General features: G+C 42.2%; 19 protein-coding genes and 1 pseudogene. 4 read left to right on the top strand and 16 right to left on the bottom strand.

From position 1 onward, the window contains the following. The 5 genes from J8Z24_RS07255 to J8Z24_RS07235 form a co-directional block, all read right to left on the bottom strand. Entirely contained in the window at positions 1-2,397 is a 2,397-nt protein-coding gene (locus J8Z24_RS07255; RefSeq protein WP_252095523.1) for a glycoside hydrolase family 15 protein, read from the bottom strand. A gap of 10 nt (positions 2,398-2,407) precedes the next feature. After that, positions 2,408-3,907, bottom strand: coding sequence for an MFS transporter (locus tag J8Z24_RS07250; RefSeq protein ID WP_176033630.1), 1,500 nt, complete (start codon positions 3,905-3,907; stop codon positions 2,408-2,410). 3 nt (positions 3,908-3,910) lie between these two features. Continuing rightward, complete coding sequence (locus tag J8Z24_RS07245; RefSeq protein ID WP_176033629.1) at positions 3,911-5,785, bottom strand: alpha-amylase family glycosyl hydrolase; 1,875 nt, start codon at positions 5,783-5,785, stop codon at positions 3,911-3,913. 230 nt (positions 5,786-6,015) lie between these two features. Beyond that, entirely contained in the window at positions 6,016-7,530 is a 1,515-nt protein-coding gene (locus J8Z24_RS07240; RefSeq protein WP_147391099.1) for a tryptophan halogenase family protein, read from the bottom strand. Between the two features lie 319 nt (positions 7,531-7,849). After that, positions 7,850-10,705: a TonB-dependent receptor gene (locus tag J8Z24_RS07235; protein ID WP_252095522.1), complete on the bottom strand. Its 2,856-nt coding sequence runs from the start codon at positions 10,703-10,705 to the stop codon at positions 7,850-7,852. Between the two features lie 617 nt (positions 10,706-11,322). Between J8Z24_RS07235 and J8Z24_RS07230 the strand changes: the two genes are divergently transcribed. Continuing rightward, a complete protein-coding gene (locus J8Z24_RS07230; protein ID WP_252095521.1) occupies positions 11,323-12,945 on the top strand; it encodes an alpha-glucosidase in 1,623 nt (540 codons plus the stop codon). Positions 12,946-13,005: 60 nt separating this feature from the next. After that, positions 13,006-13,239: pseudogene (locus J8Z24_RS07225) on the top strand (IS110 family transposase); the annotation flags it as partial. A gap of 40 nt (positions 13,240-13,279) precedes the next feature. Here J8Z24_RS07225 and J8Z24_RS07220 read toward each other — a convergent pair. The 3 genes from J8Z24_RS07220 to J8Z24_RS07210 all read right to left on the bottom strand — a co-directional run bounded on the left by J8Z24_RS07220 (position 13,280) and on the right by J8Z24_RS07210 (position 14,662). Next, positions 13,280-13,621: a hypothetical protein gene (locus J8Z24_RS07220; RefSeq protein ID WP_147390491.1), complete on the bottom strand. Its 342-nt coding sequence runs from the start codon at positions 13,619-13,621 to the stop codon at positions 13,280-13,282. Positions 13,622-13,778: 157 nt separating this feature from the next. After that, positions 13,779-14,204: a DMT family transporter gene (locus J8Z24_RS07215; protein ID WP_147390492.1), complete on the bottom strand. Its 426-nt coding sequence runs from the start codon at positions 14,202-14,204 to the stop codon at positions 13,779-13,781. Next, positions 14,204-14,662 carry a DMT family transporter gene (locus J8Z24_RS07210; protein ID WP_176033626.1) on the bottom strand — a complete coding sequence of 153 codons (459 nt, stop codon included), beginning with the start codon at positions 14,660-14,662 and terminating at the stop codon, positions 14,204-14,206. Before J8Z24_RS07210 ends, J8Z24_RS07215 begins: the two co-directional genes overlap by 1 nt. 92 nt (positions 14,663-14,754) lie before the next feature. Here J8Z24_RS07210 and J8Z24_RS07205 point away from each other — a divergent pair, with 92 nt between their 5' ends. After that, positions 14,755-15,675 (top strand): LysR family transcriptional regulator, encoded by a 921-nt coding sequence (locus J8Z24_RS07205; protein WP_176033625.1) that lies wholly within the window; start codon positions 14,755-14,757, stop codon positions 15,673-15,675. 515 nt (positions 15,676-16,190) lie between these two features. On the opposite strand, the gene J8Z24_RS07200 is transcribed toward J8Z24_RS07205, so the two are convergent. The 7 genes from J8Z24_RS07200 to J8Z24_RS07170 form a co-directional block, all read right to left on the bottom strand. Beyond that, positions 16,191-17,777, bottom strand: coding sequence for an EAL domain-containing protein (locus J8Z24_RS07200; protein ID WP_252095520.1), 1,587 nt, complete (start codon positions 17,775-17,777; stop codon positions 16,191-16,193). 111 nt (positions 17,778-17,888) lie between these two features. Beyond that, entirely contained in the window at positions 17,889-18,188 is a 300-nt protein-coding gene (ihfA, locus tag J8Z24_RS07195; RefSeq protein WP_099641651.1) for an integration host factor subunit alpha, read from the bottom strand. Between the two features lie 2 nt (positions 18,189-18,190). Then, positions 18,191-20,578 carry a phenylalanine--tRNA ligase subunit beta gene (gene pheT / locus J8Z24_RS07190; RefSeq protein WP_176033623.1) on the bottom strand — a complete coding sequence of 796 codons (2,388 nt, stop codon included), beginning with the start codon at positions 20,576-20,578 and terminating at the stop codon, positions 18,191-18,193. A gap of 13 nt (positions 20,579-20,591) precedes the next feature. After that, on the bottom strand, positions 20,592-21,572 hold the full coding sequence (gene pheS, locus J8Z24_RS07185) for a phenylalanine--tRNA ligase subunit alpha (RefSeq protein WP_125253221.1): 981 nt from the start codon (positions 21,570-21,572) through the stop codon (positions 20,592-20,594). Positions 21,573-21,655: 83 nt separating this feature from the next. Then, a complete protein-coding gene (gene hda / locus J8Z24_RS07180; protein WP_125253222.1) occupies positions 21,656-22,360 on the bottom strand; it encodes a DnaA inactivator Hda in 705 nt (234 codons plus the stop codon). Position 22,361: 1 nt separating this feature from the next. Beyond that, positions 22,362-23,423, bottom strand: coding sequence for a DUF2066 domain-containing protein (locus tag J8Z24_RS07175; RefSeq protein WP_176033622.1), 1,062 nt, complete (start codon positions 23,421-23,423; stop codon positions 22,362-22,364). A gap of 117 nt (positions 23,424-23,540) precedes the next feature. Further along, positions 23,541-24,719 (bottom strand): GGDEF domain-containing protein, encoded by a 1,179-nt coding sequence (locus tag J8Z24_RS07170; protein ID WP_252095518.1) that lies wholly within the window; start codon positions 24,717-24,719, stop codon positions 23,541-23,543. Positions 24,720-24,879: 160 nt separating this feature from the next. Between J8Z24_RS07170 and J8Z24_RS07165 the strand changes: the two genes are divergently transcribed. Continuing rightward, a complete protein-coding gene (locus tag J8Z24_RS07165) occupies positions 24,880-25,320 on the top strand; it encodes a VOC family protein (protein WP_128731049.1) in 441 nt (146 codons plus the stop codon). A 135-nt stretch (positions 25,321-25,455) separates the two neighbouring features. On the opposite strand, the gene J8Z24_RS07160 is transcribed toward J8Z24_RS07165, so the two are convergent. Beyond that, on the bottom strand, positions 25,456-26,208 hold the full coding sequence (locus tag J8Z24_RS07160; RefSeq protein ID WP_176033621.1) for a type 2 periplasmic-binding domain-containing protein: 753 nt from the start codon (positions 26,206-26,208) through the stop codon (positions 25,456-25,458). Positions 26,209-26,407 lie beyond the last annotated feature (199 nt).

The raw sequence follows: 26,407 nt of genomic DNA, 5'->3' as shown, positions 1-26,407 counted from the left end.
TTATTGCAATTTATTATCTACAATTGGGTAGTGATCCCACACTTGTTTTTCTTGTAGTGAACGAACCAACTTTACGTATTCTGCGTGTGTCCAAGCTAGTGGTGTCGCTGAATTAGTTCCTTCACCGAGCGTATATTCAAAGGTATTCTTACCCACGCCATCCCATACTTGCTCTGGTAACATCATGCCCTCATTAGCAAAATGCTCCATCGCTTTAACATAAGTATTTTTTATTTTGCTCTGCTCATCGATACTCAGTTCACCGTCTAGCAGTGCTAATGCAATGTCATAATGACCCCGTTCACCGGTGAAAAACGGCCATACCCGACCGCGCTGACCATCAGTATTTTGTCCGCCTTCAGCATAATTTGTTCCGCGCTTTTCATCTTCGCCATAGCCATCATTACCATAGCGGCGATAACCCGGGTAGCTATTCACATCGCCATCAAATTTAAAGCTGTATTTTACTCTCAAGTTTTCTGCAATCGTTTCATCATCATATTCAGGCATTGTTGCTACAATACTTGGCGCATCTGCCGCCCTTACCCCATAACGCACAAGCTCCAAAAAGCCACCATCAATGATCTGTTTCTTATCCATACCTTGACGGCCATTATTTGCGTTTAATGGTGTACTCGAGTTCGGGTCTTTATCCTGACCAATTCGGAAGAAATAACGCCCATCACTTTGCTTACTCTGTAAGTTACCTTCGGTGGTGAACATTAAGGCTTCAACTTCACGATTATACTGCTGTGCTGTTGCTAGAAACTTTTCTTCTCCAGCTTTGTCACCAGCTAACTTAGCAATGTCACTTGCTGTGACTAAGCCTGAAATGATGGCAGCCGTAGTTGATGGGGAGTAACCATTTTGCTCTTCCCAACGCTCTTGCTGAGTTGCTGGAGGCATGATTTGTGTGTCATTCCATAGTATTTTCGCCAGTCCCCCTTCAACCAAAAAGTTGGCAGCCGGTTTGAGCATTTTGTTGTACCAGTACACCAACTTCTCATCACTTAGGACACCTGCTTGCCACAGTTTCCATGCTAGCATAATTGGCATTGCAGTTTGATCAAGCTGTACGCCCACCCACTCAAGTTCACCATCAACATGGGTCTTTTGCAAGAACCACCCCGTATCACCTTGGTTACCTGGTGTTTTATCCGTGACTTGGACTTTTTCTAAATATTCAAATGCAGTTAGTGCTGTTTGCTCATCACCCATCGCTAAAAATGCCATTGCCACTTGGTAAAAATCGCGTACCCATACTGCTTTATAACCCGTATGGCCTTGCTCTGCAGGCACCGTATCTCCCCACGGGTTAGATAATGATGCGATCAAGGCGCCTGCATGGGTTTTATCTTCTTGTGCTTTTAATACAAGTGCACTGGTATACAAGAGCTTGCCATTATCTGTTGTGTTAGCGGTCATTGAGTTAAGTGGTTTAAGGCTGGTGATATAGTCTTGCCACCCTATCGCCTCTCCTTCACCATTATAATCTGCCAATACTTGCCCATACCCTTTAGCTAGAGAAGCAGCGCCTTCGGCAAAACTTTTTTGCGCTGAGTGACCAAAGCTCAAGGTTAAATCAAAGGTATTACTACCGCTAATAGTGCCTAAATTTGCCAGCCAGTTCACATTCCCTGACGTTTCCCCTGTGGTGGTATAAGCTTGAGCTAACTTACCTGTAGACTCCAGCATTGATAAATTATCGCTGGTGCCTGTAAAGCCAACAGAAGCTTCAACAAACCCCGTTTTGCTTTGCAACGATAAATAATTATCACCTTCCCACGCTAACAGCCCTTGATCTGTTACTTTTGCAAAGTCATTTAAACCATTGTTATTGACGTAAGGATTAACGTTCACAAACGCCTTAACAGCGTTTAACTTACTATCCACCTTTGCTCTAACAAATAACGTTTGCCTTTCAGGGTCTGTAAAAATATGCTTTTCAAGCGTAAAGCGACCTTGCTTATCTTTGCTGACCACTTTGTAGGCGAGAGACAGTGGACGGCCACTATCATCCTTGTGCAGGTAATCTATGGTCACATCCAAGCTATCTGTATCCGATTCTTTAACCACAAACCCATCACCAACAATGATAAACTGCATGTCTTTAATTTGCGCTTGGTGGATAAGACCAAACATAGTTTCTGTGATCATGCCTTTAGCAAGCGAAAACCATACCTTTGACACAGCTTTGGTAGAAGCTGCATCACTATATTGCCCACTTTGATAAGCCTCGTAAGACGTGCCAATACCTGTTTTACCTGAGTAAGCCCAATAAGGTTTGGCACCGGGGGCACCCGGTGCTGAATGTGAATCGATTGCTGATTGCTGAGTACCGCAACCAATAAGACCCGCACTGACAAGCGCAAGTGCAATTGTTGAATACTTAATCATGTTGTTCTCCTTATTGAGCCTTAATCGTGACTCTTGAAACAGCTAGTGCAGCGAGTAAAAGCGATACGCCCCCAATAATCAGTGCAAATATCGGTTGGTTGTCAAAACCGTGGCGCAAAATAAGTCCTAAAATACTGGCAGCGAGTAATTGTGGAATAACGATAAAAAAGTTAAATATGCCCATAAATACTCCCATTTTACTACTCGGAAGTGCATTACTCAGCATGGCGTAAGGTAGTGACAAAATTGATGCCCAAGCAAAGCCAATCCCAACCATGGGGATCCACAGTAGTGTTGGGTCACCGATAAATTTAAAACTGATTAATGCAGCAGCACCAAGTGACAGGTTTGCAGCATGCGCCCCTTTAAGCCCGATACGCTTCACCATAAACGGGATCACCATTGCAGCGATGGCCGCAAAACCATTGTAAGCCGCAAACAGCACTCCAACCCAATCTGCACCGTCATTATAAAGTTTGCTGGTTACATCCGAAGTACCGTAATGAAAGCTCGTTACCGCGGAAGTGGTGTAAATCCACATCGCGAATAAAGAAAACCAGCTAAAAAATTGCACCACTGCAAGTTGCAGCATGGTTGTTGGCATCGTGAATAGATCAAAAATAACATGATAAAAGCCATTATTTACGCTTTGCTTTCGCTGCATTACATGAGCTACGGCAAATACCATGGCAAACGCAATTAATAAGCCACTCAATAAATAAAGCTCCTTTTCAAGCTTCATTATCGCCACAGCAAGTAACACACAACCACCAAAACCACCCGCTATTACAGCGCCTTTTAAAAAGTTGACCTGTACATTTGCGGTGCTTATTTGCGGCTGATGAGCTTGCGCTTTTTCAAATGCAGCTAATTGCTCTGGGCTATATTCCTTTGTGTTGACAATAGTCCACATCACCGTAACGAATAAGATCGCCCCACCCCAATAAAAAGCATATTTTACCGATTCAGGAATTTGTCCTGCTGGTGCTGTATTACTGACATCAAACCAATTGGTCATCATCCAAGGTAAGGCTGACGCAACCACAGCTCCAACGCCAATAAAAAAGCTTTGCATCGCATAACCGTTGGCACGCTGCTTTTCATTTAGGTTATCGCCAACCAACGCTCGAAACGGTTCCATTGTCACATTAATTGACGCATCCATGATCCATAACATACCGGCTGCAATCCAAAGGGTTGGTGAATTTGGCATAATAAACAGTGACAACGTCGTGAGAATCGCGCCCCACAGGAAGAAAGGTCTCCTGCGTCCCAACTTACCCCAAGTTCTGTCACTCCAATAGCCAATAATAGGTTGAACAATAAGGCCTGTTAGTGGCGCAGCAACCCACAGAATAGGAATGTCATCGACTTGAGCACCTAACGTTTGAAAAATCCGGCTAACATTGCCATTTTGCAATGCAAACCCAAATTGGATCCCTAGAAAGCCAAAGCACATGTTCCATATCTGCCAAAAACTGAGTTGTGGTTTTTGTTGTTCTTGTTGCATAGATTACTTCTCTAGTTGATATACCGCACTCGCCAGTGGTGCAAGGGTAATTGTGGCTTTGACCTGCTCGCCAACTTCACTCTGTTGTAATTGTAAATTCGCGTGCGCCTCGAGAATATCGCTGTAGCGACCTTGCCAATCTGCAGGCAAGTGCACTGTTACAGTTCGAGATTGTTGTGCGTCAAAATTACTGATAACAAGCAGTTTTTGTTGGCCTAGCTTGCGGCCAAATGCCATTATTTTCTCAGTATTGATAGGGTCATCACTGTGTGTAGCCACTGGACTGTATTGCCCTGCAGCTATCGCGGGTTGCTTAGCCAGATTCAAAAGCTTAATGTAGTAGTTGCGCAGCGATACTTGCTCTTCGCTCAGCAATGCACCATCAAACTTACCGTGGTTCATCCATTTTTGATGTTCGGGCACCCCAATATAATCAAAAATACTGGTACGGCTAGGACTGCCAAACCCTGCTTGTTCCGAGCCATCTTCACCTACCGTTTGACCAAAGTAGATCATAGACGGAGCTGTGCTTATCAGATGACTTACCACCATGGCAGGTTTACCTTTAAGTGCATCTCCAGCAAACTCAGGACTTGCGATCCGCTGTTCATCATGGTTTTCTAAAAAGTGCAGCATATGCGGAGCAATATCCGCAACTGACTGATGAATATCTAATACAGTTTGAGCATCTCCTTTTCCTTGCATTAAGGCTTTTAGGGTGTCATAAAAACCAACCTTATCATAAAGGTAATCCATCTTCCCTTGTTTGATATAAGGCCGATATAAAGCTGGGTTATATACTTCAGCTAGCAAAAATGCGTCCGGTTTTTTTGTTTTAATCGATGAGTTTAAAAAGCTCCAAAACTCTACTGGCACCATTTCAGCCATATCGTAACGAAAACCATCCACCCCTTTTTCTAGCCAAAAATGGGTAATAGCTTGGAACTTATACCAACTGTCTGGCAGCGATTTGTGTTGCCAAAATTCGAAGTGTGCTTGATAGCCCTTGTCTGCATATTCATCTGGTAGGCGGTCAAAATCATAACTACCATCAGGCTTAACCCCATAGTTTACTTTGACGGTTTCATACCAGTCATTGATATCTGGCTTTGCTGATCGAGCGCCGTTCCCTGTCCACTTCGCCGGAATTTCAGTAAACTTACCATCAGCAAGAGGGTGTACATCACCACCTAGCACTTGATAATCATCGCTGCTTGGCACTTCAAATGCTTCACCTACGACATAATAAAAATTATTGTTCTTCGCATAAGTGACTTGCGTGTCATCATTATCGCCAAAATCTATCGTTCCATTTGGTGCCCCTAAAGATTGATAATTACGGGCAACGTGATTTGGTACAATATCGATAATGACTTTAAGCCCCGCCTCGTGGGTGCGTTTAATTAGCGCCTCAAACTCTGCAAGACGTGCTGAGGGGTCATTAGCAAGATCAGGGTCAACGTTATAGTAGTCTTTGATTGCATAAGGTGAGCCAGCTCTGCCTTTCACCACATCTGGGTCATCTTGACCAATGCCATATTTACTATAGTCAGTGACAAGTGCATGATGAAGCACGCCAGTATACCAAACATGGGTTACCCCCATGCTTTTTAACGCCAGCAGCGCCGTTGGAGTGAAGTCAGAAAACTTGCCTACACCATTTTCTTCTAGTGTTCCCCAAGGTTTATTAACTTGTTTAGTATTACCAAATAACCGAGTAAATACCTGATACACGACGGGCTTACTCAATGGCACAACCTCAGGTTGTAGCGTCATCTGCTGTGACTTTTTGTCGATAGGCGCAGGGCTACAGCCAGCTATACTCACTGCACCACCTAAAAGGGCTGAAACAGCCAATAATAAAGATTTATTTTTCATAATGTTGTCATACTGCTGTTTTAACAGAGTCTACTTGCCTCACTGTTTATTTAGAACGACCTGCATACGTATTCACAGAACTACTCATCGTTATTCTTCAGGCTTTATGACTAGTGATAAGCGCTGTTAAGCAATATTTAACTTAAGCTACTTAGAATAAATGCCTTTTTAACGCTCACTGTGTTGAACTCGATGCTAATAGTCGGTTACCTTCAAGTAACTTGGTCTGGTTATTTATGAAAAGTTGAGGCAAGCGCATCTAGTTCCAACCGATGTGCTTTAAAATTCAATCCACATCGTCTCAAGTAATCTTCAATTTTTTCGATATTATATTGCTTAGCTAACGCGTTGCCTGGTTTGAGCTGAGCCTGATCTGGATAGACTCCATAGCCTGCAAGCAGACAGTGCCAGCTAACCGATGGGTAGTACTGATCAATATTTTGGCGCGCCAATTCATCCGATAAATTATTGCCTGACACCCAAGTTTGCAGCACATTAAATAGTGAGCGAGATAGGTTGTTATTATTTGCATTATCAAGCCAATACTGTGTATCCGTGCGACTATTTACACGATAATGGGCAACAATATAATCTCTAATGGCTTGATAGCGCGTTGCGATCGAATGGTTATGTTTGTCGCGATTCCCATCCGTGAATCCTGCCTCTTGATAACACTCTATAAAGCTTTGCACAGTCTCTTGAACTATGTGTAAAGCCGTCGCCTCTAATGGTTCTATAAACCCTTGAGATAAGCCAACAGCAATACAATTATTTTTCCAGTGGGTTTTCACTTGACCCACTTTCATTTTTATATGGCGAGCTTCAACGTCTGAGTCTAGTAGACCCAGTGCGGCCCTTAACTCTGTTTCGGCCTGATCTCTATCGCAATAGCGCTGACTATATACATAGCCATTACCTGTCCGGTTGGTTAATGGGATATGCCAAGACCATCCGTATTTGCGCGCCACCGACTGCGTTTCAGAGCGAATGATATCGCCTTGTTTGGTTGCTAATACCACCGCAGCATCATTAAACAAGTTATTGCCAAATGATTCAAAACCGACATCAAGTGCTTGTTGTAGCAGTAAACTCTTAAAACCTGAGCAATCGACAAAAATATCTCCAGCGATTTCTACGCCCTGTGAGGTAACAAGTGCCGCAATGTCACCATTCACATGCTTTCTCACATCTGAAATTGTTGCATCAATATGCTTTACATTGCGCTTTTCGGCTTCACGTGCCAAAAACTCTCCCAACAAACTTGAGTCAAAGTGGTAGCCGTAATTGATTTCGAACGGAAAGTTTTGTGCAGCAATTGGCGACTTATTTGTGTTCGCTAAATGAGTGGCCAAAAAAAAGTGGTCTGGATGACCTTCAACATCAATTGCCTTACGCCTCACGAAGCTATTATGAAAAAATGCAGGTGCAGAGTAGTCATCTGGCTGTGCGGGAAAAGGATGAAAGTAACTGGAAAATCCGGTTTTCGTTGACCAATCAATAAATCGGATCCCATTTTTGTATGTCGCGTTGCAAGCTGGCATCCATTGAGCTTCCGAAATACCAAGGTAATCCATAAAGCCCTTAAATTGTGGTGTTGATCCCTCACCAACCCCAATAATACCGATACTGGAAGACTCAACAACGGTGATTTCGATCGCTTTATCTGCCCAACTCTTAGCCATCATATTTGCAGCCATCCAACCAGCAGTTCCGCCACCTAAAATCACTATTTTTTGGCTTTTCATCTTCTTCATACCTTAACACTGTTAACATTGCTTATAAAAAGCTGAGTAATACCTATTTTCTTAATTAAGTGGTCTATTCTGAAGCGAGAAAATCTTGTCGATAACTAGGCAAAAATTTTGTTATTTAGTTGTGCTAAATAAGAAATTTTTAACGCTATTAGCGCCAGATTTACTCCTTCAAATTGAGCAAGTATTAAGTCAAATTGGTATAAATACGCCTTGTTAGAAAATAGATGATAGCAATCAACTACTGCTTCAGCGATTATAAAAAAACCACCAAAGCAGGGGTTTACTTTGGTGGCTATCAAGTTCTTATTGATTAAAAACTATAGTTAAAGCCCAGATAATACTGGCGACCAAATTCCTTGTATTCCCCTGTCGCCAGAGCTGTACCATAATTTGTCGTATTCGGTTCGTCAGTCAGGTTATTTACTTGCAACACAGCCTCTAAGCCATTTTCAAAATTATATGATGCTTGCCAATCGACTACCGTATATTCATCAGCCCATGCTAACGATGACCCACCAGGTGACGCCCCCTCATAAACGTACTCGTCACGGTAACGAATATTTAAGTGAGTTGTGAATGAATCAATGTTCCAAAATACCGTTGCACTCCAGACATTTTTAGACAAACCAGGCAGTGGTAGCTGTTGATCTGGGAAGTTACCGCCACCATCAACGGTGGTTTCACTTTCGGTATATGAATAGTTAGCATTGAAGCCTAAACCGGAAAAAATCCCCGGTAAGTTATCAAACATTGTCGTGTAGGCAAGTTCGATACCTCGGACATAGCCGCCCTGATCATTATTTTGTGTGGTCTGATACTGACCAGCCACAAATCCTTCCGGAACTTCCAGACCAATATCAGCCCAGTCGACTTCACCTTCTTGATAAGTGATACTTTCAATTAATGACTCAATATCCTTCCAGAATAAAGCTGCAACAAAAGCACCACCATCTTCAAAATAGCGCTCGTATGACAAATCTATTTGAGTTGCTCTAAATGGGTCTAGATTTGGATTACCTTTTGACCACACATTGTAACGAGGAGTTTTACCATCATTTGCCGTATCAGCCCATGAGCCTGCGCCCCCTCTTAGCTGATAGACAGGCGGTCGACCTATCACCTCTGCTGCTGCAAATCTGATTTGGTCGGTGTCACTTACTCTGAAGTTCAGGTTTAATGAAGGTAGTGTGTCAGTGTACTCTGGACCATAGTTGACATGGCGATAATCCGTTCTTTCAACACCATTATCATCCACGATTGAATCACCTACTTCATTACCTTGGATCTGTTGGATCCCAATAGATTTAGTATCAGTTCTAACAACTCTTACACCGAAGTTACCAGTCACAGGAATGTCTGCGATTTCGGTGTCTATGTTGGCCATGATGTAACCTGCAAGTACTTCTTCTTTAACCGCACCACTTTCAATAAGAGTCCAGTTATGACCCCAAGTTTGTTGCGCGTCATAATTGCCGGGCCCAAAGACCTGATCAGCGATACCTTCAAGGTCTAACTCTAAGTATTGGAAGCCACGCGTCTCTCTAAGCGAGACAAACCCCGTCACATCGTGAGGAATACATGGGTGGTTTTGATCATTAAACTCACAGCCTTTATTCGTGACAATAGTGCCATCAGGTAGCTGATAACCATTTTGCCCTTCACGAGCGCCCCATCTAAACGTCGAACGTTGATCGGTAAACTCTCGGTCTGACCAACGTGCGCCAACCTCAATCGATGAAATAAAGCTATTTTCAATATAATATTTGAAGTCAACTTTTACGCTGTCCAACTCATCCGTATACTTATGTGGAAATTGCTCCCAGTCTCCCAAGCGCATATTTGAAAGATCGGTATAGCCATTACCCAAAGTTAAAAACGGTGAGTCTTTTTCTCTTTGCTCAAAAGAAAACGTTTGGTTTCTTAATTCCTGCCATGTATTTACCAGCGTACCATCTTCCAGTGTCGCCGTACCGAACTCGTAGGCGTGCATAGAGGCAATCATATCTCTTCGCGTTTTTTCGCCTTCACTGTGTGCGATGTCAAGGGCTATTTCCCAAGTGTCAGTGGTGTACTGCAAGTTTAAGCCAAAGCTGTCTGTCGTCGAATCTGTAGATTGATCCTCAGAGCGCATTTCCACCCAAGGGCCTGTAGGGTCGGTAATCGTCACGTCACCGGCAACCAAGAAACCATCTTTTACAACAGCATTGTCAATGGAATACAGAGAGTTCAGATCTTTTGAAAAGCCTTCAATATTTAAACCGCTCTTTTTATCTTCCGATTCAAATTTTGAGTGAAAATAGTCAAATTGTACCTTGAATGTGTCTGTTGGTTGATAAACCAAAGTACTTAACAGGCCAAGCCTCTCATCGCTTCCTTTTGCCGAGCGATATTGAAAACCGTTAACCGAGCGTTCTTCATTACCATCACCGTCAAAATCTTGGGAGCGAGTTGGGGCATGTGCAGAAATATCGATGGCATTATTAGGTTGATTTAAATAAGCTCCCCCTATTGCAAAGCCCAGTGTCTCATCAAGAAACTTACCACGATAAGAAAAGCTTATGCGCTCTCCTGTAGAATCAGCACCAACATCAGACGCAGCATCGTTGTATGAATATCTAACTGAAGAATTAAAGTTATGCTCATTTTCAGCATCAAGTGGATTAGCGGTTTTTAGCTCTACCGTTCCTGCAACCCCGCCTTCAACAAGAGAAGCTTTGGGAGACTTATAGACCGCAGCTTGATTAATTAGCTCAGACGGGTATTGGTCAAACGAGATCCAGCGACTACCAGCAGTATAGCCACTAGTGCTGGCTTGCTCGCGTCCATTGAGTGTCGTTTGAATAAAGTCGCCATTCATTCCGCGGATATTTAACTGAGAAGACTGTCCACTTGCTCTAACAGCCGTTATGCCTGGTAAACGGCTTAACGAGTCTGCAATAGAAACATCTGGTAAAGCCGCCAAATCTCCAGCATCAACTATTTCTGAGACCGTATCGCTGAACCTTTTTTTATCAATAGAAGCGATAATACTGCGCGAGATCCCACGAACCTCTATCACTTCTACATTTTCATCTTTGTCAACGGCGTTATCTTCGACTGGAGCTGCGTGACTCACACCCGCTGCAATCAGTGCAAGTGTTAGCATACTCGGTTTGAACTTAGACATAATGTTTTATCCCAATTAACCATATTATATTGTGCGATTTGCTCATCGGCGTGCAATTTGATGAAAAAACAATCTGGCACTATTGTTGTCTGGTAAATACTAGCGGTTGATTAAATTTGCAAACAACTTTGTGCATACGTATTCAAAGCTAGTGTATTTTAATAAAATTTACAGGTAGTTTACGAAAACAAAACCTAACCAAATGAAATATATAACTTTTTATGATTAAAGGTTATTAGTCCTCTCGTTAATTTTATTCGGTGTAAAGTTCACTAAATTTTAACCCAAATGCGTTACGGTCATTTGCTATACCTCTATAATATCGGAGCTGTTGTGTATTCGCCCACCAAGCTTAAATTGGTCTTACCAATAAATCACAGCTAGACCCAATAAATACAGAACAATCAAATCAATTACATCTAATTGGTAAAGTCTTTTGACAGAAATATATCTTGCTTGGACTTTACTTTATCCCGCAATGCAAAACCTGCATACGTATGCAGGTTTTTTACAGCCTAAAAACCATGACGTATTCTTTGCCACAATATAGTGGTGCTTATCAAGACTAGTAAGCAACACAACCACAAAGCAATAAGGTGAGCAGCCGGAGAATGTACATGGCTAGTAATAATGAATGGTGGAAAGGTGCAGTTATTTATCAAATCTACCCTCGCAGTTTTCAAGATAGTAATGCAGATGGTATCGGCGACTTAAAAGGAATAATCCATCGTCTGGACTACATCAAATCTCTTGGCGTAGATGCGGTGTGGGTCTCACCGTTTTTCAAGTCACCAATGAAAGATTTTGGCTATGATATTAGCGATTATCGTGATGTAGACCCTATGTTTGGTGCGATTGAAGATTTTGATGAATTGATTAACCAAGCTCACGAGCGTGATATTAAGATAATCATTGATCAAGTCCTGAGTCATACCTCAAACCAACATCCATGGTTTATCGAAAGTCGTGAAAATAAAATCAACGATAAAGCTGACTGGTATGTTTGGGCTGACGCTAAACCTGACGGCAGTCCGCCTAATAACTGGCTGTCTATCTTTGGCGGTGTTGCTTGGCAATGGGAGCCTAGACGTTGTCAGTATTACTTACATAATTTTTTGACTGAGCAGCCGGATCTTAATTTCCATAATCCAGATGTACGTAAAGCTGTCCTAGATAATGTTGAGTTCTGGCTGAAAAAAGGTGTTGATGGCTTTAGATTAGATGCAATTAACTTTTGCTTTCATGACCAACAATTAAGAGATAACCCGGCAAAGCCAGTTGCGTTACGTCAGGGAAGAGGTTTTAGCGAAGACAACCCGTATGCTTTCCAGTACCACTATTACAATAATACCCAGCCTGAAAACTTGGCATTTATGGAAGAGATCCGCGCGCTGCTTGACCGCTATCCAGGAACCGTTAGCCTTGGAGAAATAAGTTCAGAAGATTCGCTACAAACTATGGCTGAGTACACCGCAGATGATAATAAGCTGCACATGGGCTATAGCTTTGAACTTCTCACCCGCGACTACAGTGCGAAATATATTCGAGACACCGTATCTCGCCTCGAATCTGTCATGACCGAGGGGTGGCCATGTTGGGCATTTGCTAATCATGATGTCGAACGCGTCGCAAGTCGCTGGAGTACTAACAGCCTAGTTAATAACGAACAAGTAAAAATGCTCACTGCCCTACTCGGTTCGCTACGAGGAAGTGTTTGTATGTACCAAGGTGAAGAACTTGGCCTTGGTGAAGCTGCGGTGGCATTTGAAGAGTTGCAAGACCCATACGGGATCACATTTTGGCCTAATTTTAAAGGTCGTGATGGCTGCCGTACACCAATGCCGTGGACAAAAGCCAAACCACACGCTGGGTTTTCAGAAGCTAAGCCTTGGCTCCCTGTGTCCAATGAACATAGCGAGCGAGCAGTTGATGAACAAGTACAGGATAACAACTCAACACTTAGCTACTATCAAGCATTTTTGAGATGGCGAGGCGCACAACCTGCACTAAAAACTGGTGAAATTGAGTTTATCGACACGCCAGAGCCGGTATTAGCTTTCTATCGAAAAGTGGATGAACAAACCTTGTTATGTGTCTTTAACTTAGCAGATACCCAGCAGGCGTTCACTTTACCTGAGCTAACACTGTCAGAATGCGACGTCAAACATCAAAGTGGCAGCATTACTAACAATGTACTTCAGTTGAGCGCCTTTGGTTGTTATTTTGCTGAAGTGATTTAATACAGCTATATCAGCATAGAGCGGCGCTAAGCCGCTCTTTTTTATTTTCCGGCTTTTTTTCGCTTCAAAGGTCCCAGAAAAATACAAGGTGGTCGCCATCAAGTAAGGACCGTTTTATACATGGCTATGATGTCTACGATTCAATCAAACCCCGTATTCAAATCCCAATATGAAAAGCTAGTTGCTGCCGGAAAACCCAAAAAAGTATCACTCATTGCCTGTGTCAGAAAGATGATTGTGATCGTAAATTCGATGGCCAGAAACGGGGCAATGTGGGAAGCGCCAAAAGTTTAAAATTTAGCTATTGACGCCATAGTCTCTTGTTAGAGTTTCACTACTCTGATTTTAAATATCTTTGGTAGTGCTCCTCTACTTCTTCCTTTGGTATAACTCGCCCCTCAGATTCTCTTTCCAGTAATGTATTCATATAACTCAGAATATTACCGTGACTTAACTCTTTTTGATTTGGAAAGAAATCGCTAGGTGCAATCTTAAAATCAAGCCAACTATCATCATCGTCGAAAGCTATATGAGAGCCCCATTTTGAAATAAACAACTCACCATCACGATCATCAAAGAAAATGCTAATTTCATAGTAATATGATTCACCATCAAATGATTCTGAGTATGGGAACTCTTGGCCATTTTCACTGACTATAATTTTATCGTATGGCATGCAAGAAACTCTAACGCACGCATTAAGGTGTGAGCAACGCTACCACTGAACTTAACCATACCACCGTAAACACGAAACCCAACGATGGCACCAAAAATTCCAAGCGTTGGGAATCACTCTTAAATGCTTTGTTATGAGCGTACTTGAGTAGTTGTACTTACTTATTTTGGAAGCTTAATCGTCCTTTGAAGAAAACTCCAATGACAACTAAACCAACTCCAATAAGCTGCGCCCCAACTTGTTCAAAGCCGAAACTATAAACCTCGATGAACAACCCAAACAGCATTTGTCCAGCAACAACTAATACTATTGAATTTGTTGATCCAAGCCTAACCATAACAAAACTATTCACTGCTACGTACAACGCACCAATAACTCCCCCGACATATAAAGTTAGGTCTTGAGGTAATGCATTTACTGGTTCAGCTACAAATATAAACAATAAGGACAATGAAGCAAACCCTACAGCATGATTCACAAATGAAGCATGAAAAGCTCCATTACGCACACTAAGCTGGCCATTCAAAACTCGACTTAAAGTGATACAAAACCCGTTAAGAAGACCTAGTAATATAAATTCCATTACATCTCTACCTTACCGTAAATTATTAAAATTGACCCAACTGCAACCAGCAATGTGGGCAACAAGTTGACTATAGTAACCTTAGTTTTGGGTTGGTTTAACAAACCATAATGTTCAAGAATTAATGAGAGAAGAAATTGCCCAATGAGCGCTAACGCTAAAGTTCCTGTCAGACCGATATAACTCTGTACTGTCATTGATGCAAAAACTACTGTTAAAGCACCAGGAACACCTCCAAACCAGTACTGTTTCTTGATTTCTGGTCGGTTTGCACGAGCGTGATTTTTTTTGAATGCAGAATAAAGAAACCACGCTGTAATGCCACCAACCCCATGAGCAATCCAAGATGCTTGAAATGCAGACGTAGTACTTGCTAATTCGGCATTAACACTGATCATTAACGCAAGTAACAGACCACTAAAAATAGCTACTAAAACTAAACCACTTTGTTTTAACATAAATTTTCCTCTTCTGATGAGGGCATTATAATTAACAACAAATTGATGTATAATAGCTAGATTATCACAACTAAGTTGAGTAAAACTCACCAATGAAAGATGTTTTTTCCGCAATCCCAATATTTGTTGCAGTGGTAGAAGCAGGCTCATTCTCATTAGCAGCTGAGCGCCTTGGAATGACAAAGTCAGCCGTGAGCAAACGTATATCTAGTTTAGAGGATAACCTTGGTACAAGGTTATTCCATCGGAGTACTCGCAAGTTGGTACTAACGGAATCAGGCGAAGAGTTTTCAGATTACGCTCGTAATTCTGTATACATAGCTCAACAAGGCATTACTGCTGCGACATTAAATCAAGGCAAGCCTAAAGGCACATTAAAGATTAATGCCCCAATGACTTTTTCCAGATTACACCTAGCTCCTCACCTAAAAGAGTTCCTAGATCTGTACCCTGATATAAAAGTCATTTTAAGTATGGATGATCAAGTTGTTGATATGATCGCTGGTGCTTACGATGTCGGAATTCGGATAGGAGAATTAAAAGATTCAAGCCTAATTGCTCGGAAATTAGCTAAGTGCAACAGTGTTGTATGTGCATCCCCTGAGTATTTGCAACAAGCTGGTATTCCCAACACCCCGCACGACTTGAAAGATCACAATTGTATTTATTACAGTTTATTTCAAGCGGGTGTTGAATGGACATTTTTTAAAGCAGATAAAAAACTCAAGGTTGAACCTACTGGAAATTTCATAGTAAACAACAGTGATGCTATATGTGAGATGCTTTTACAAGGACTAGGGATCTGTCAAATGCCAACATTTATTGTTCAGAGATACCTCAATACAGGTCAGTTGGTTCCAGTGTTGGCTAACTATGACTTACCAGATCACAGCATTTTTGCTGTGTACCCAGAAAGGCGACACATACCAGAGAAAGTAAAAGTATTCATCGACTTTCTTGAGGAGAAACTGCACTCCGTTTACTGGGAGGTTGACAGTGGTAAAAGCTCATAACACTTTAGTATTTATGCGACACGCAGTTTGTGTTGCATAATCGCTTGTTGGACTGAGCTGCTACCCGCTCGATGTCTCAGAGTTGGTGTTATTTATGCTAAGGGAATTTTTTTTGGAGGCTCTCACTTTCCTAGCTAGTGTTATGTAAGCTTTCCCTGCATTGCTCAGCGCTCATTATGTATTCATTACACCTAAATTTGCCTTAATAAGCAATTATATTTTTTATACGTACAGAGGCCGCTAGCCTGAGCAATTAAGCAGGTTAACTAATTGATTTTGAAAAGTTATCTAGCTGCTAACTCGTGCGTTCTACTTTGATCGGTGTTGCCTCTAACTTGATTGCGCCAATTAGCCGCAAGATACCTGCCTTACAATGCTAACAAGGCCATGTTTGATAACCGAGCTAACATCTAACCCGTTGGGTGATACATTTTCCAGTAACTAAAATACAAAACGCCCGATGAAGTTCATTGAGCGTTTTAATTTCAAATAGTGTCAGTCCATGCTAGGACGGATCACTTATTCATCTCATGCTTTAGCTGAGGTAGCTCGAGCGCTTGGTAATATAACCATCCTTGATGAATGTTGACGCCCCGACTTTGCAGATAATCCGCCTGAGCCTGTGTTTCGACTCCTTCTGCAATTAGTTTCTTATCGAGCTTTTCCGCCATATCTATTACAGCCGCGAGTACTGGAGACTGAAGTGTGTCTAGGCCTATCGAAGCTACAAAGCTTTGGTCTATCTTGAGTAAATCTATTGGGAAGCTCTGTAAATACTGTAAGCCACTATAACCTGTACCAAAATCATCAATAGCTATCTCAATGCCTGCACGCTTAAGTTCATTTAAGACCGTTTTGGTTTGTGCCTGTGTCAGCACATCTCGTTCAGTTAACTCAATGGTGAGTGATGAAATATGCTTCTTTGCGCCAAGCAGTGTATCAATATATCGCTTTGATCCAAGTAATAAGCCATTGACATTAAATGACACTTTAAACTTCGGTTGCTGCAATAAGATCTCGCTTAAGTCTCGTATTGCCTCTTCCACTTGGGCGATTGAAATATCCAGTATGGTGCCATCTCTCTCGGCCTCTGGTACAAAATAAGCGGGACCCAAAACACCTTCTAACGGGTGGCGCCATCTGATCAATACTTCTACGCCAACAATACTTTTTGACTGAGCACATACAAGTGGCTGATAAACATTGAAAAGCTCTTCATTTGCAAGTGCTCGTAGAATTTGCGTTTTACTGCTCAGCTGACGTTTATCATAGTTAATTAACAGAAAGGTTAGCCCACCCCAAGAGCAGCAATACAAGACCCCCCACAGTAGCCCCCAGATCCATTCCATTTTGACCAAGCGGTCGTCGTTTTTGGCAATGATCAAACTTAACTGCGGCAAACTAGGGATTGCGGAAATATAAGCAAACTTAACAGCGCCATCGTCAAAGTGCCCTTCTACAGCTTGTCGGTTTTTAGCTGGAAAAAGTTTCTGGCGGATCGGCAGTGAATAATTACCGTTTAGAAAGATGGGTACGCCTGTCGTGTTATCAACTAAAGCTGCAAAATTAGTATCATGATGAGCTGATATGTCTAACATTCTTTTCAGCCAATGATCTGGCATCAGCACGTTTACCTCATAGCCATCATCTCGAGTACGGGCAAGAACAAATGCTGGTAGCTCCAAATAATCAGTAATAATGGGGCCATAATATCTCAAACCAGACTGTTTTAAAGGCGCGCTAGTATTGACGGGGGGAGTCAATCTTCCAAACGAATTACAGATGAGTTTACCCTTGGGATCTATAACCCCTATTTCGCTCATACCAGGGTTTTCAAATACTAGCCTGCGCATATGATGAAGACTGTGCGGATCACAGTTTAAAGAGAGATCTACTGCATACTTGAGTGTGTCGTCAACAACGGTAAATTCTTTATCAATATCGGAGACAATTCGGTTTACTACGGTAGCTAGGTTCGCCTTTGCCGTTTCCTTTAGGTGTACATAGCTGAATAAAGTCGCTATTGAAAAAACAAAACTACAAGAAAGCCAAGCAATAAAGATATTCTTTAACAACTTGCTTAAGGAGTGTGCTCCTCGCATATACTTCTCACTACACAAAATGCGACAAGGCGCAGAGTGTAGCGTGCGTATATGACGATACTATTTCGAATTAAAAAAAGCCTTGGTATCGCTACCAAGGCTTTTTTACTTTTACAAGTTTTTGCTTGTGCCGACCTCAACACGGGTTTTTAACTTTTGGCCTGGCCTAAAAGTTACCACGCGTCGCGCAGAGATAGGAATATCTTCCCCAGTTTTTGGGTTCCTACCTGGGCGTTCCTTCTTGTCGCGAAGGTCAAAGTTACCAAACCCGGAGAGCTTTACTTGCTCGCCGTTTTCTAGCGCTGAGCGGATTTCTTCAAAAAACGCTTCAACTAAGTCTTTGGCATCTTTCTTATTGATCCCCAGTTTATCAAATAGGTGTTCAGCTATGTCGGCTTTAGTAAGCGCCATATCTAGTCCCTCAACGATGCATTGAATTGTTTGGCCAATTCGGCCACCACGTTTTCTACAACCGCGTTGATGTCTTTCTCTTCGAGTGTTCTATCAACCGCTTGCAATGTTAGAGCAATAGCTAAACTCTTATGATCAGGTTCAACACCTTGCCCTTTGTACACATCGAATAAGTTTAGGTCAACTAATTGATTTCCGCCAACTTTCTCAATGCACTCTAAAATATCGCCTATTTTTACGTCATCTGCAACTAAAATAGCAATATCTCTTCTATTTGATGGGAATTTAGAGATGCTTACCGCTTCAGGAAGCAGACGGTTTTCTAAAGCAGCCATGTCAATTTCAAACACATATGGCGTATCTTTAAGCTCTAACGGCTTTAATAGCTGCGGATGTACTGCACCGATAAAACCGACTTTTTTGCCATCTGCATAAATTGCAGCTGATTGGCCTGGGTGCAAGCCATCACTCGCTTCGGCTTTAAAGCTAAAACGTGCTTTATCATTACATAGTGTCAGTAATGCTTCTACATCGCCTTTTACATCAAAGAAATCCACTTTACGTGAAGGCACAGACCAGTGTTCATTATGTGTATTACCATAGGCAATACCACCAATTACAGCCGTTTGACGTACACCGTTTTCTGCACTGTCATCTTTAATAAACTTCAGCCCAGTTTCGAACAAGCGAATGCGTGATTGTTGACGATTTTGGTTATAAGAAACCGCATTGATTAAGCCCGTCATCAAGCTTACGCGCATTGCCGACATTTCCACTGAAATTGGGTGTGGCAAGATTAATGCATCAGATTGTGGGTGCAACAACTGCTGAGCTTTTGGATCAACAAAACTGTAGGTGATCGCCTCTTGGTAGCCACGACTTACTAACTCATCTCTAAAACGCGCTACTGGCAAACGCGCTTCTTGATGATCTGTCATCTTTAACGCCGCGGTTGGCGCCACATTTGGAATATTATTGTAGCCAAATACGCGAGCCACTTCTTCGATCAAATCTTCTTCAATGCTGATATCAAAGCGATAGCTCGGTACTATTGCTTGCCACTGGCCGCCTGCAAATGTTACCGCTAAACCAAGACGCGTTAAGATATCAGATACTTTAGCATCTTCGATATGATAACCGATAACGCGATCTAAACGCTCACGGCGTAAAGTCACTTCACGCTCTTTTGGTAAATCTGCTTCTGATACCGCTTCAACAATCGGCCCAGCTTCACCACCAACGATTTCAAGCAGCAAACCTGTTGCTCTTTCCATTGCGTCACGCTGCAGTACAGGGTCTACACCACGCTCGTAGCGGTGCGACGCATCAGTATGCAAACCATAGCTACGCGCTTGACCCGCAATTGCCAACGGTGCAAAGAAGGCACTTTCTAATAAAATGTCTGTTGTCTGCTCATTAACACCAGAGCGCTCACCACCAAAAATACCTGCCATGGCCAGTGCCTTATTGTCATCTGCAATAAGCAGCGTTGATGGCTTAAGCTTCGCCGTATTGCCATCTAATAATACCAGCTCTTCATTTTCATGGGCGTTGCGTACTTTGATCCCACCTTCGATTTGGTTTAAATCGAATGCGTGCATCGGGTGGCCTAACTCAAGCAAAACGTAGTTAGTAACATCAACCACAGGGTCAATTGAGCGCACGCCACAACGGCGCAGTTTTTCAACCATCCATAATGGAGTGTCTGCGTTAACGTTAACGCCCTTGATCACTCGACCTAAGTAACGTGGACATGCTTCGCTGTTTACTAACTCAATAGCGATTTTGTCATCAATTGTTGGAGTAACTGGCGTGATAGCCACTTCTGTTACATCGATACTGTTTAGTACTCCAACTTCACGAGCAAGACCTTTGATCCCTAAACAGTCACTGCGGTTTGCAGTTAAGTCAACATCAATAGTTACGTCGTCTAAGCCAAAGTATTCGCGAATATCTTGGCCAATTGGCGCGTCCATCGGTAGCTCTAAAATACCGTCTGAACTTTCTGCCATGCCCAGCTCTTCGAACGCACAAAGCATACCATGTGATGGCTGACCACGAAGTTTAGCTTTCTTGATTTTGAAATCACCAGGCAGCGTTGCGCCCACTTTAGCAACCGCTACTTTTAAACCTACACGGCAGTTAGCGGCACCACAGACAATATCTAGTAGCTCGTCTTCGCCTACGTTTACTTTTGTCACTCTAAGTTTGTCAGCATCTGGGTGTTGTTCACACTCAACTACTTCACCGATAACAACCCCTTGGAAGTCACCAGCTACAGGGTCTACACCATCAACCTCTAAACCAGCCATTGATAATTGCTCAGATAGCGCATCAGTATCAATTGCTGGATTAACCCACTCGCGTAACCACTTTTCACTGAATTTCATACTTTTGTCGCTCTTATCTGAATTGGTTTAGGAATTTTAAATCGTTTTCGAAGAAAGCCCTCAAGTCAGTTACGCCATAACGCAACATAGTCAAGCGCTCAACCCCCATACCAAAGGCGAAACCTGTGTATTTTTCAGGATCAATGCCTACCGAACGCAATACGTTCGGGTGCACCATACCGCAACCGAGCACTTCTAACCATTTACCATTTTTCCCCATTACATCTACTTCTGCTGAAGGCTCTGTAAATGGGAAGTATGAAGGGCGAAAACGAATTTCCATATCTTCTTCAAAGAAATTACGTAGGAAATCGTGCAAGATCCCTTTCAGTTCAGTAAAGCTAACGTCAGTATCTACCATCAGGCCTTCAACTTGATGGAACATCGGTGTGTGTGTTTGATCGTAGTCGTTACGATAAACACGGCCCGGCGAAATAATACGTAAAGGTGGTTGCTCTGCTTCCATTGTACGGATCTGAACACCACTGGTTTGTGTACGCAGTACCAATTTAGGATTGAAATAGAAAGTATCATGATCAGCACGCGCTGGGTGATGCTCAGGAATATTTAGCGCGTCAAAGTTATGAAAGTCATCTTCAACCTCTGGGCCAGATTTAACAGCAAATCCTAGCTCACCAAAGAATTGTTCAATTCGTTCAATAGTGCGAGTTACTGGGTGAAGGCCACCAGCAGGCATAGTACGACCTGGTAAGGTCACATCGATGGTTTCAGCGGCTAACTTCTGCTCAAGTGCTGCATTTGCTAACGCTTCACGTTTTACCGTAATCGCATCTTGTACTTGGGTTTTAGCTTGGTTAATCACTTGACCTGCGTCTTTACGCTCTTCCGGCGCTAGTTTGCCTAGCGTTTTTAGAAGACCGGTGATCTCACCTTTCTTACCAAGGTAGTTAACTCTAACTTCCTCAAGGTGCGCAATTTCGCTTGCCTGCTCTACGGCTTCGAGCGCTTGCGCTAAAATATTTTCTAAATTCATTGTCTACCTGATCTTTGCTGAGGTAATTTGCTGTTATTTAATCTCTTATGATAACTGAATTGCAAGGCGATATTCTAGCCCTGTTACAGCTTTAAAGTCGCTTTTATAAAAGGAATCGTTAACTTTCTTTGCGCTGCCATGGATGCGTGATCAAGTTTGTCTAGTACATCGAGCAGTGCTCGCATGTCACGGCTTAGCCGAGTGAGCAAAAATCGAGCACAGTCATCTGAAAGTTCAAGGCCACGCATATACGCTCTTTTTACCAATGCTTCGGCTTTGTCATCATCACTCATTGAGCGGATCTGAAATGTCGTACCCCACGTCAAGCGCGATTCTAAGTCTGGTAACGACAGGTTTAGCATATTAGGAAGTAAGTCTGCAGTCACCACTAGACACTTACCTTTTTCGTTGAAGCGATTGAAAAAGTTAAATAATGCTTTTTCCCATGCTTCGTTCCCAGCAACCAAATGGACATCATCGATGCACACAACATCTAAGGCGTCTAAACCATCAAGCACCAAAGGGCCGAAGTCGAGTACTTCTCGCAATGACAGCAAAATAGTGGAAAGCCCTAACTCCTGAGCTTCGATACAAGTAGCATAGAGTAAATGCGACTTGCCAGAGTCTGCTAATCCACACAAATAAGTATATTGAAACCCCGTTGAGCGCTGAGCTAGCCCATTTTTTAGGTGGCTTACTTCTAAGGAAGCTTCACCACCGAAATAAGAAGAAAATGTTTCGTCATCAGGTAATGTGACGGGCAATGCCATTTGACGTGGCGATTCCATCTTAGCGACCCACCCAGTTATATTTTAAATTACCATCATCGGCAATTTGGTAGTACGCCCTAGGGTCAACGAATATTTTAAAGCTCTGCTCTAAGCCTATTGTTTTACGCAAATCAGAAACTGTTGAAGTATGCTCAATGGCAAACTTGACAGCCGTTTTTGCTCGATAGATGACGTCAACATCCATCACTGTGCTCATAGACAATAGCCTACGCCTTGCATGCTCAACATCAGCAAAGGATAATAATTGATCGACCGTAATCACTGTTCGGTGCACATCTTGCGTTTGATTGGGATCTATTACGTATTGCTGAGCCAAGGTACTAGATACATAATTTATCATATCAATGATCACTTGCTGTTTATCGCCAACATATTGCTCAGGTTCAAAAAGCTCTGCATCAGTATAACGCCAATCTAATTGCCAAGAGCTGGTATGAGGAGGTTGAAACAACCTTGCAGTAATAACACGTTCGGCTTCATACCGACGTGATGCAGCTTCCACTTCGTTGGAAAAGTTTCCCCATACTTCAGCAATACTAACGTTACTTCGGTCTACCAAGTCCATCAAGGGGACAACAACAGGCACTCCCCATTCATCAGCGGTATCGTAAATTAATCGTTCTAATTGGGGGTAGCTTTCTTGTGTCACGAAATCACGCTGAAAGTTGTCTTCAATTACCATCCAAATAGCAATCATAGGGCGTCGATTTCCCCAAAGAGGTAAGCCTGCTTCTCTAACCAGCTCTTCAACTTTCCCCGGCTCAAATTCAACCTTTATTTTCGTTGCGCCTTGCATGTCGTAATATTCATATCTCAACATGTAGTCCGAGATCCGCCTTAGGCTTGACTGAATTGCCGAATGGGAAAAATCGTCAGCTTTACCGGTGAGCTTTTGTAATACTTTTAACAGCGCCTGTTGGCTCGCTTTAGCCCGTGTCGCACGAGATTTATCGCTAACGGTCAGTGAAGTCTCATATAGATTTTGAACTTCAACAGCTTTTGCCGTCAAGGTAAAGCAAATAAGTGCAATAAAGATCAGCCTAATGGTCATAGAATGCAAGTGTTTTATCTGTAAAGCTTGATCCTAAAACAATCACCAACGTAAAGCAAAGGCCAACATGCAATCACCAAAAGAAATTATAAAAACATGATAAATATAAGGATCTTAATCTCAAGTTCAGCGTGGTTCAAAGCTAAATGAGACCTGATTTTTACCTTGTTTCTTTGCTTCATAAAGTGCATTGTCCGCCCTTTTTAACAACGACTCAGCACTCACGCTCACCCCTTCAGCAATCACCACTCCAATACTACAACCAACCTGTACAAGCTGACCATTACTCAACAAAATATCTTGGTTAACCTCAGTGCGAATACGTTCTGTTAATCGAGATAACATGTCTGATGCAATGCTTTCATTAATAACAAACACAAATTCATCTCCACCAATCCGACATACAAAGTCATACTCCCTTAATGTCTCCTGCAATCTTCTAGCAACATGTACCAGCACTTCATCGCCACTATGATGACCATGAGTGTCATTGATTGGTTTAAAATTATCTAAATCTAAATATCCTAGGTACACATTAATTGGCTGACGAGATGAACGCGCAGATAATTTTTGTAACTCATTTAACAAATACTTTCTATTGGCAAGCTGCGTGAGATTGTCGTGATAGGCATCAAATTCCAGCTTTTCTTGAAGCGCTTTGCGTTTGTCGATTTCTGATTGCAACTCAGACAGGCTCGCTTGAAGTTCGAAGGTTCGCGCTTGTACGGTTTTTTCTAACTCTAATTCGTGTTTTCTTAATGCTTGATTGGCGTCAATTAATGCTTGCTGGTTTGCAAAAGCATCCATTGCAGAAGCGATTACATGACTCACCGTGTATAAAAGATCTACCATGCTGTCTGAGTATTCATCTTGACGGCGGTAAGACTGGAGTACAAAAGCACCTAAATGCTTGTCTTTATTCATTAATGGGAAACACAACCACTGTTTGGGAAAGCTCCCTAGCATATCGATAACACCTGTGGAAGTGAGTGCCTTTAGCGAGTGCTCGGTGTAATTTTTTACGCTATCTGAACTAAGCGCATAATAGGTCAGCGTCTTGTTTAACTCAGCTGTAGTTAAATTATTTAACTCATCTAGTGAAATACTATCCTTGACGTCATGAAAATAAGGAAACTCAAATGAGCCATCTTGACGTTGCAACACAACATAAAAATTATCGGCATAGGTAATTTTTTGCACAATACAGTGAACATTTAATAAAAAATGCTCCAAAGACTCACTTGTATTTAAGCATGATACGATGTCTGTCATGCTATCAATTACCTCTGGAAGTTCTGCCATCATCGAGCACCTTCTTTTAATTCGTTATCCATCGTCAAAAAGCTTAACTACCCGATGTAGAAATTGCCAGAAATCCGCCTCATTTTTATAAAGTTAAGCCTTCGCTTTTAATCCATGAGGTAAAGCTTTAAAATTGATGTTAGTAACCCAGAAGGAATAAGTAATGAAATATTTACACACCATGGTTCGTGTAAGCGATCTAAATGAGTCACTTAATTTTTATTGTGATCTATTGGGGCTTATTGAGGTAAAGCGGTATGACAGTGAGCAAGGTCGTTTTAGTTTGATTTATCTTGCAGCCCCTGAGCAAGCAGAGCAAGCGCGAGAGAGCTTTTCACCCACGATTGAGCTAACTTACAACTGGGATCCCGAAAAATATGATGGCGGTCGTAATTTTGGGCACTTGGCTTTTGCCGTTGAAAATATTTACGATCTTTGCCATAAACTGCAAGAAGCCGGCGTAATTATAAATAGGCCTCCTCGGTGCGGCCACATGGCCTTTATCAAGTCACCTGATGGTATATCGATCGAATTACTGCAACAGGGTGATGCACTACCACCACAAGAGCCGTGGAAATCGATGGAAAATACAGGTAGCTGGTAACGTAACGCCCAGCTGTCGTGATTCGAAAAATAGCGTTAATGCCGCCCGTTATACACTCAACGATTAGCGCTCATGTTGTAGTTAAAATTGATGTTGCACGTTAGCATGCACTTGGCACCACTGTAGTTTGATTTTTCAGTAGACTAAATGATAACTTTTTAGCAATGTCACAAGTTGCTTTTTAAATAACTCAGAGTCTAGTGCATCTTGTAGTAACGTAAATTCTGCTTTGAGTGACTCTGGTGCCATAATCGCTCGGTAATATGTCTCATGTGGATTTTGAGAAAAGTAAAACACCTCTTTCCAACCATTTTTAGTGGCTAAATACTCTGTGGTCGAGCGGCTGACAATGGCAACATTAACCCGTTTTTTCAACACCATTTCAAGCAAGGCTTCCTCAGAATTAACATCTACTCTTTGCACTTTTGAATATTCATTTTTTTGATCAAGGTATCGATAATAGTAACCAGCGATTGTACCGACCAAATTGCCAGACAACGAGCTTGGATGATAATATTCAAACGGATGTTCAATATGCGATACGAATTCATCCGTGTCATACATTAATGGGCTGCTCCAAAGGTACTTCTGTTTTTTTATGTCCCCAAACCAAGCTGGGTTAACCCCTAATATAAAGCCTGGTAACTGTGCTTCTTGAAGCAGTTTATCCAGACGCTTGCGGGGAATAAATCGCAAGTCAAACTGTAGCTCAGTCGCATGGCTATTTATCAGCCTGACAATATCAAAATAGAGGCCTTCACGAGCGTCTAAGTCTGTGATGTATGGCGGCTTATTATGATACACATATAGTGTCTGTTGCAGAGCGCTATATGCTGGAAACGACCCTAACAGAAATAGAAAAATAGAAAGAAAAGCTATCTTTAACACCACAGGCCTCATCACTCACACAGCACTTATACCAATTATCTTAATTACGTGATCTATTTTGAGGCGGGAAAATCTTGTCGATAACTCCGCTACCGCGTTCTATTCTCGCTCAGGTATCTACATCCAAGTAAGCAAGGAAAATGTCTTATTTAGTTGTTCTAAATAAGACATTTTTAACGCGGTTAGCGTCAGATTTACA

Origin of the sequence: Pseudoalteromonas sp. SCSIO 43201 (assembly GCF_023716725.1) — a bacterium.
Taxonomy (GTDB): domain Bacteria; phylum Pseudomonadota; class Gammaproteobacteria; order Enterobacterales; family Alteromonadaceae; genus Pseudoalteromonas; species Pseudoalteromonas peptidolytica.
This window is presented reverse-complemented; position numbering and strand designations above follow the sequence as displayed.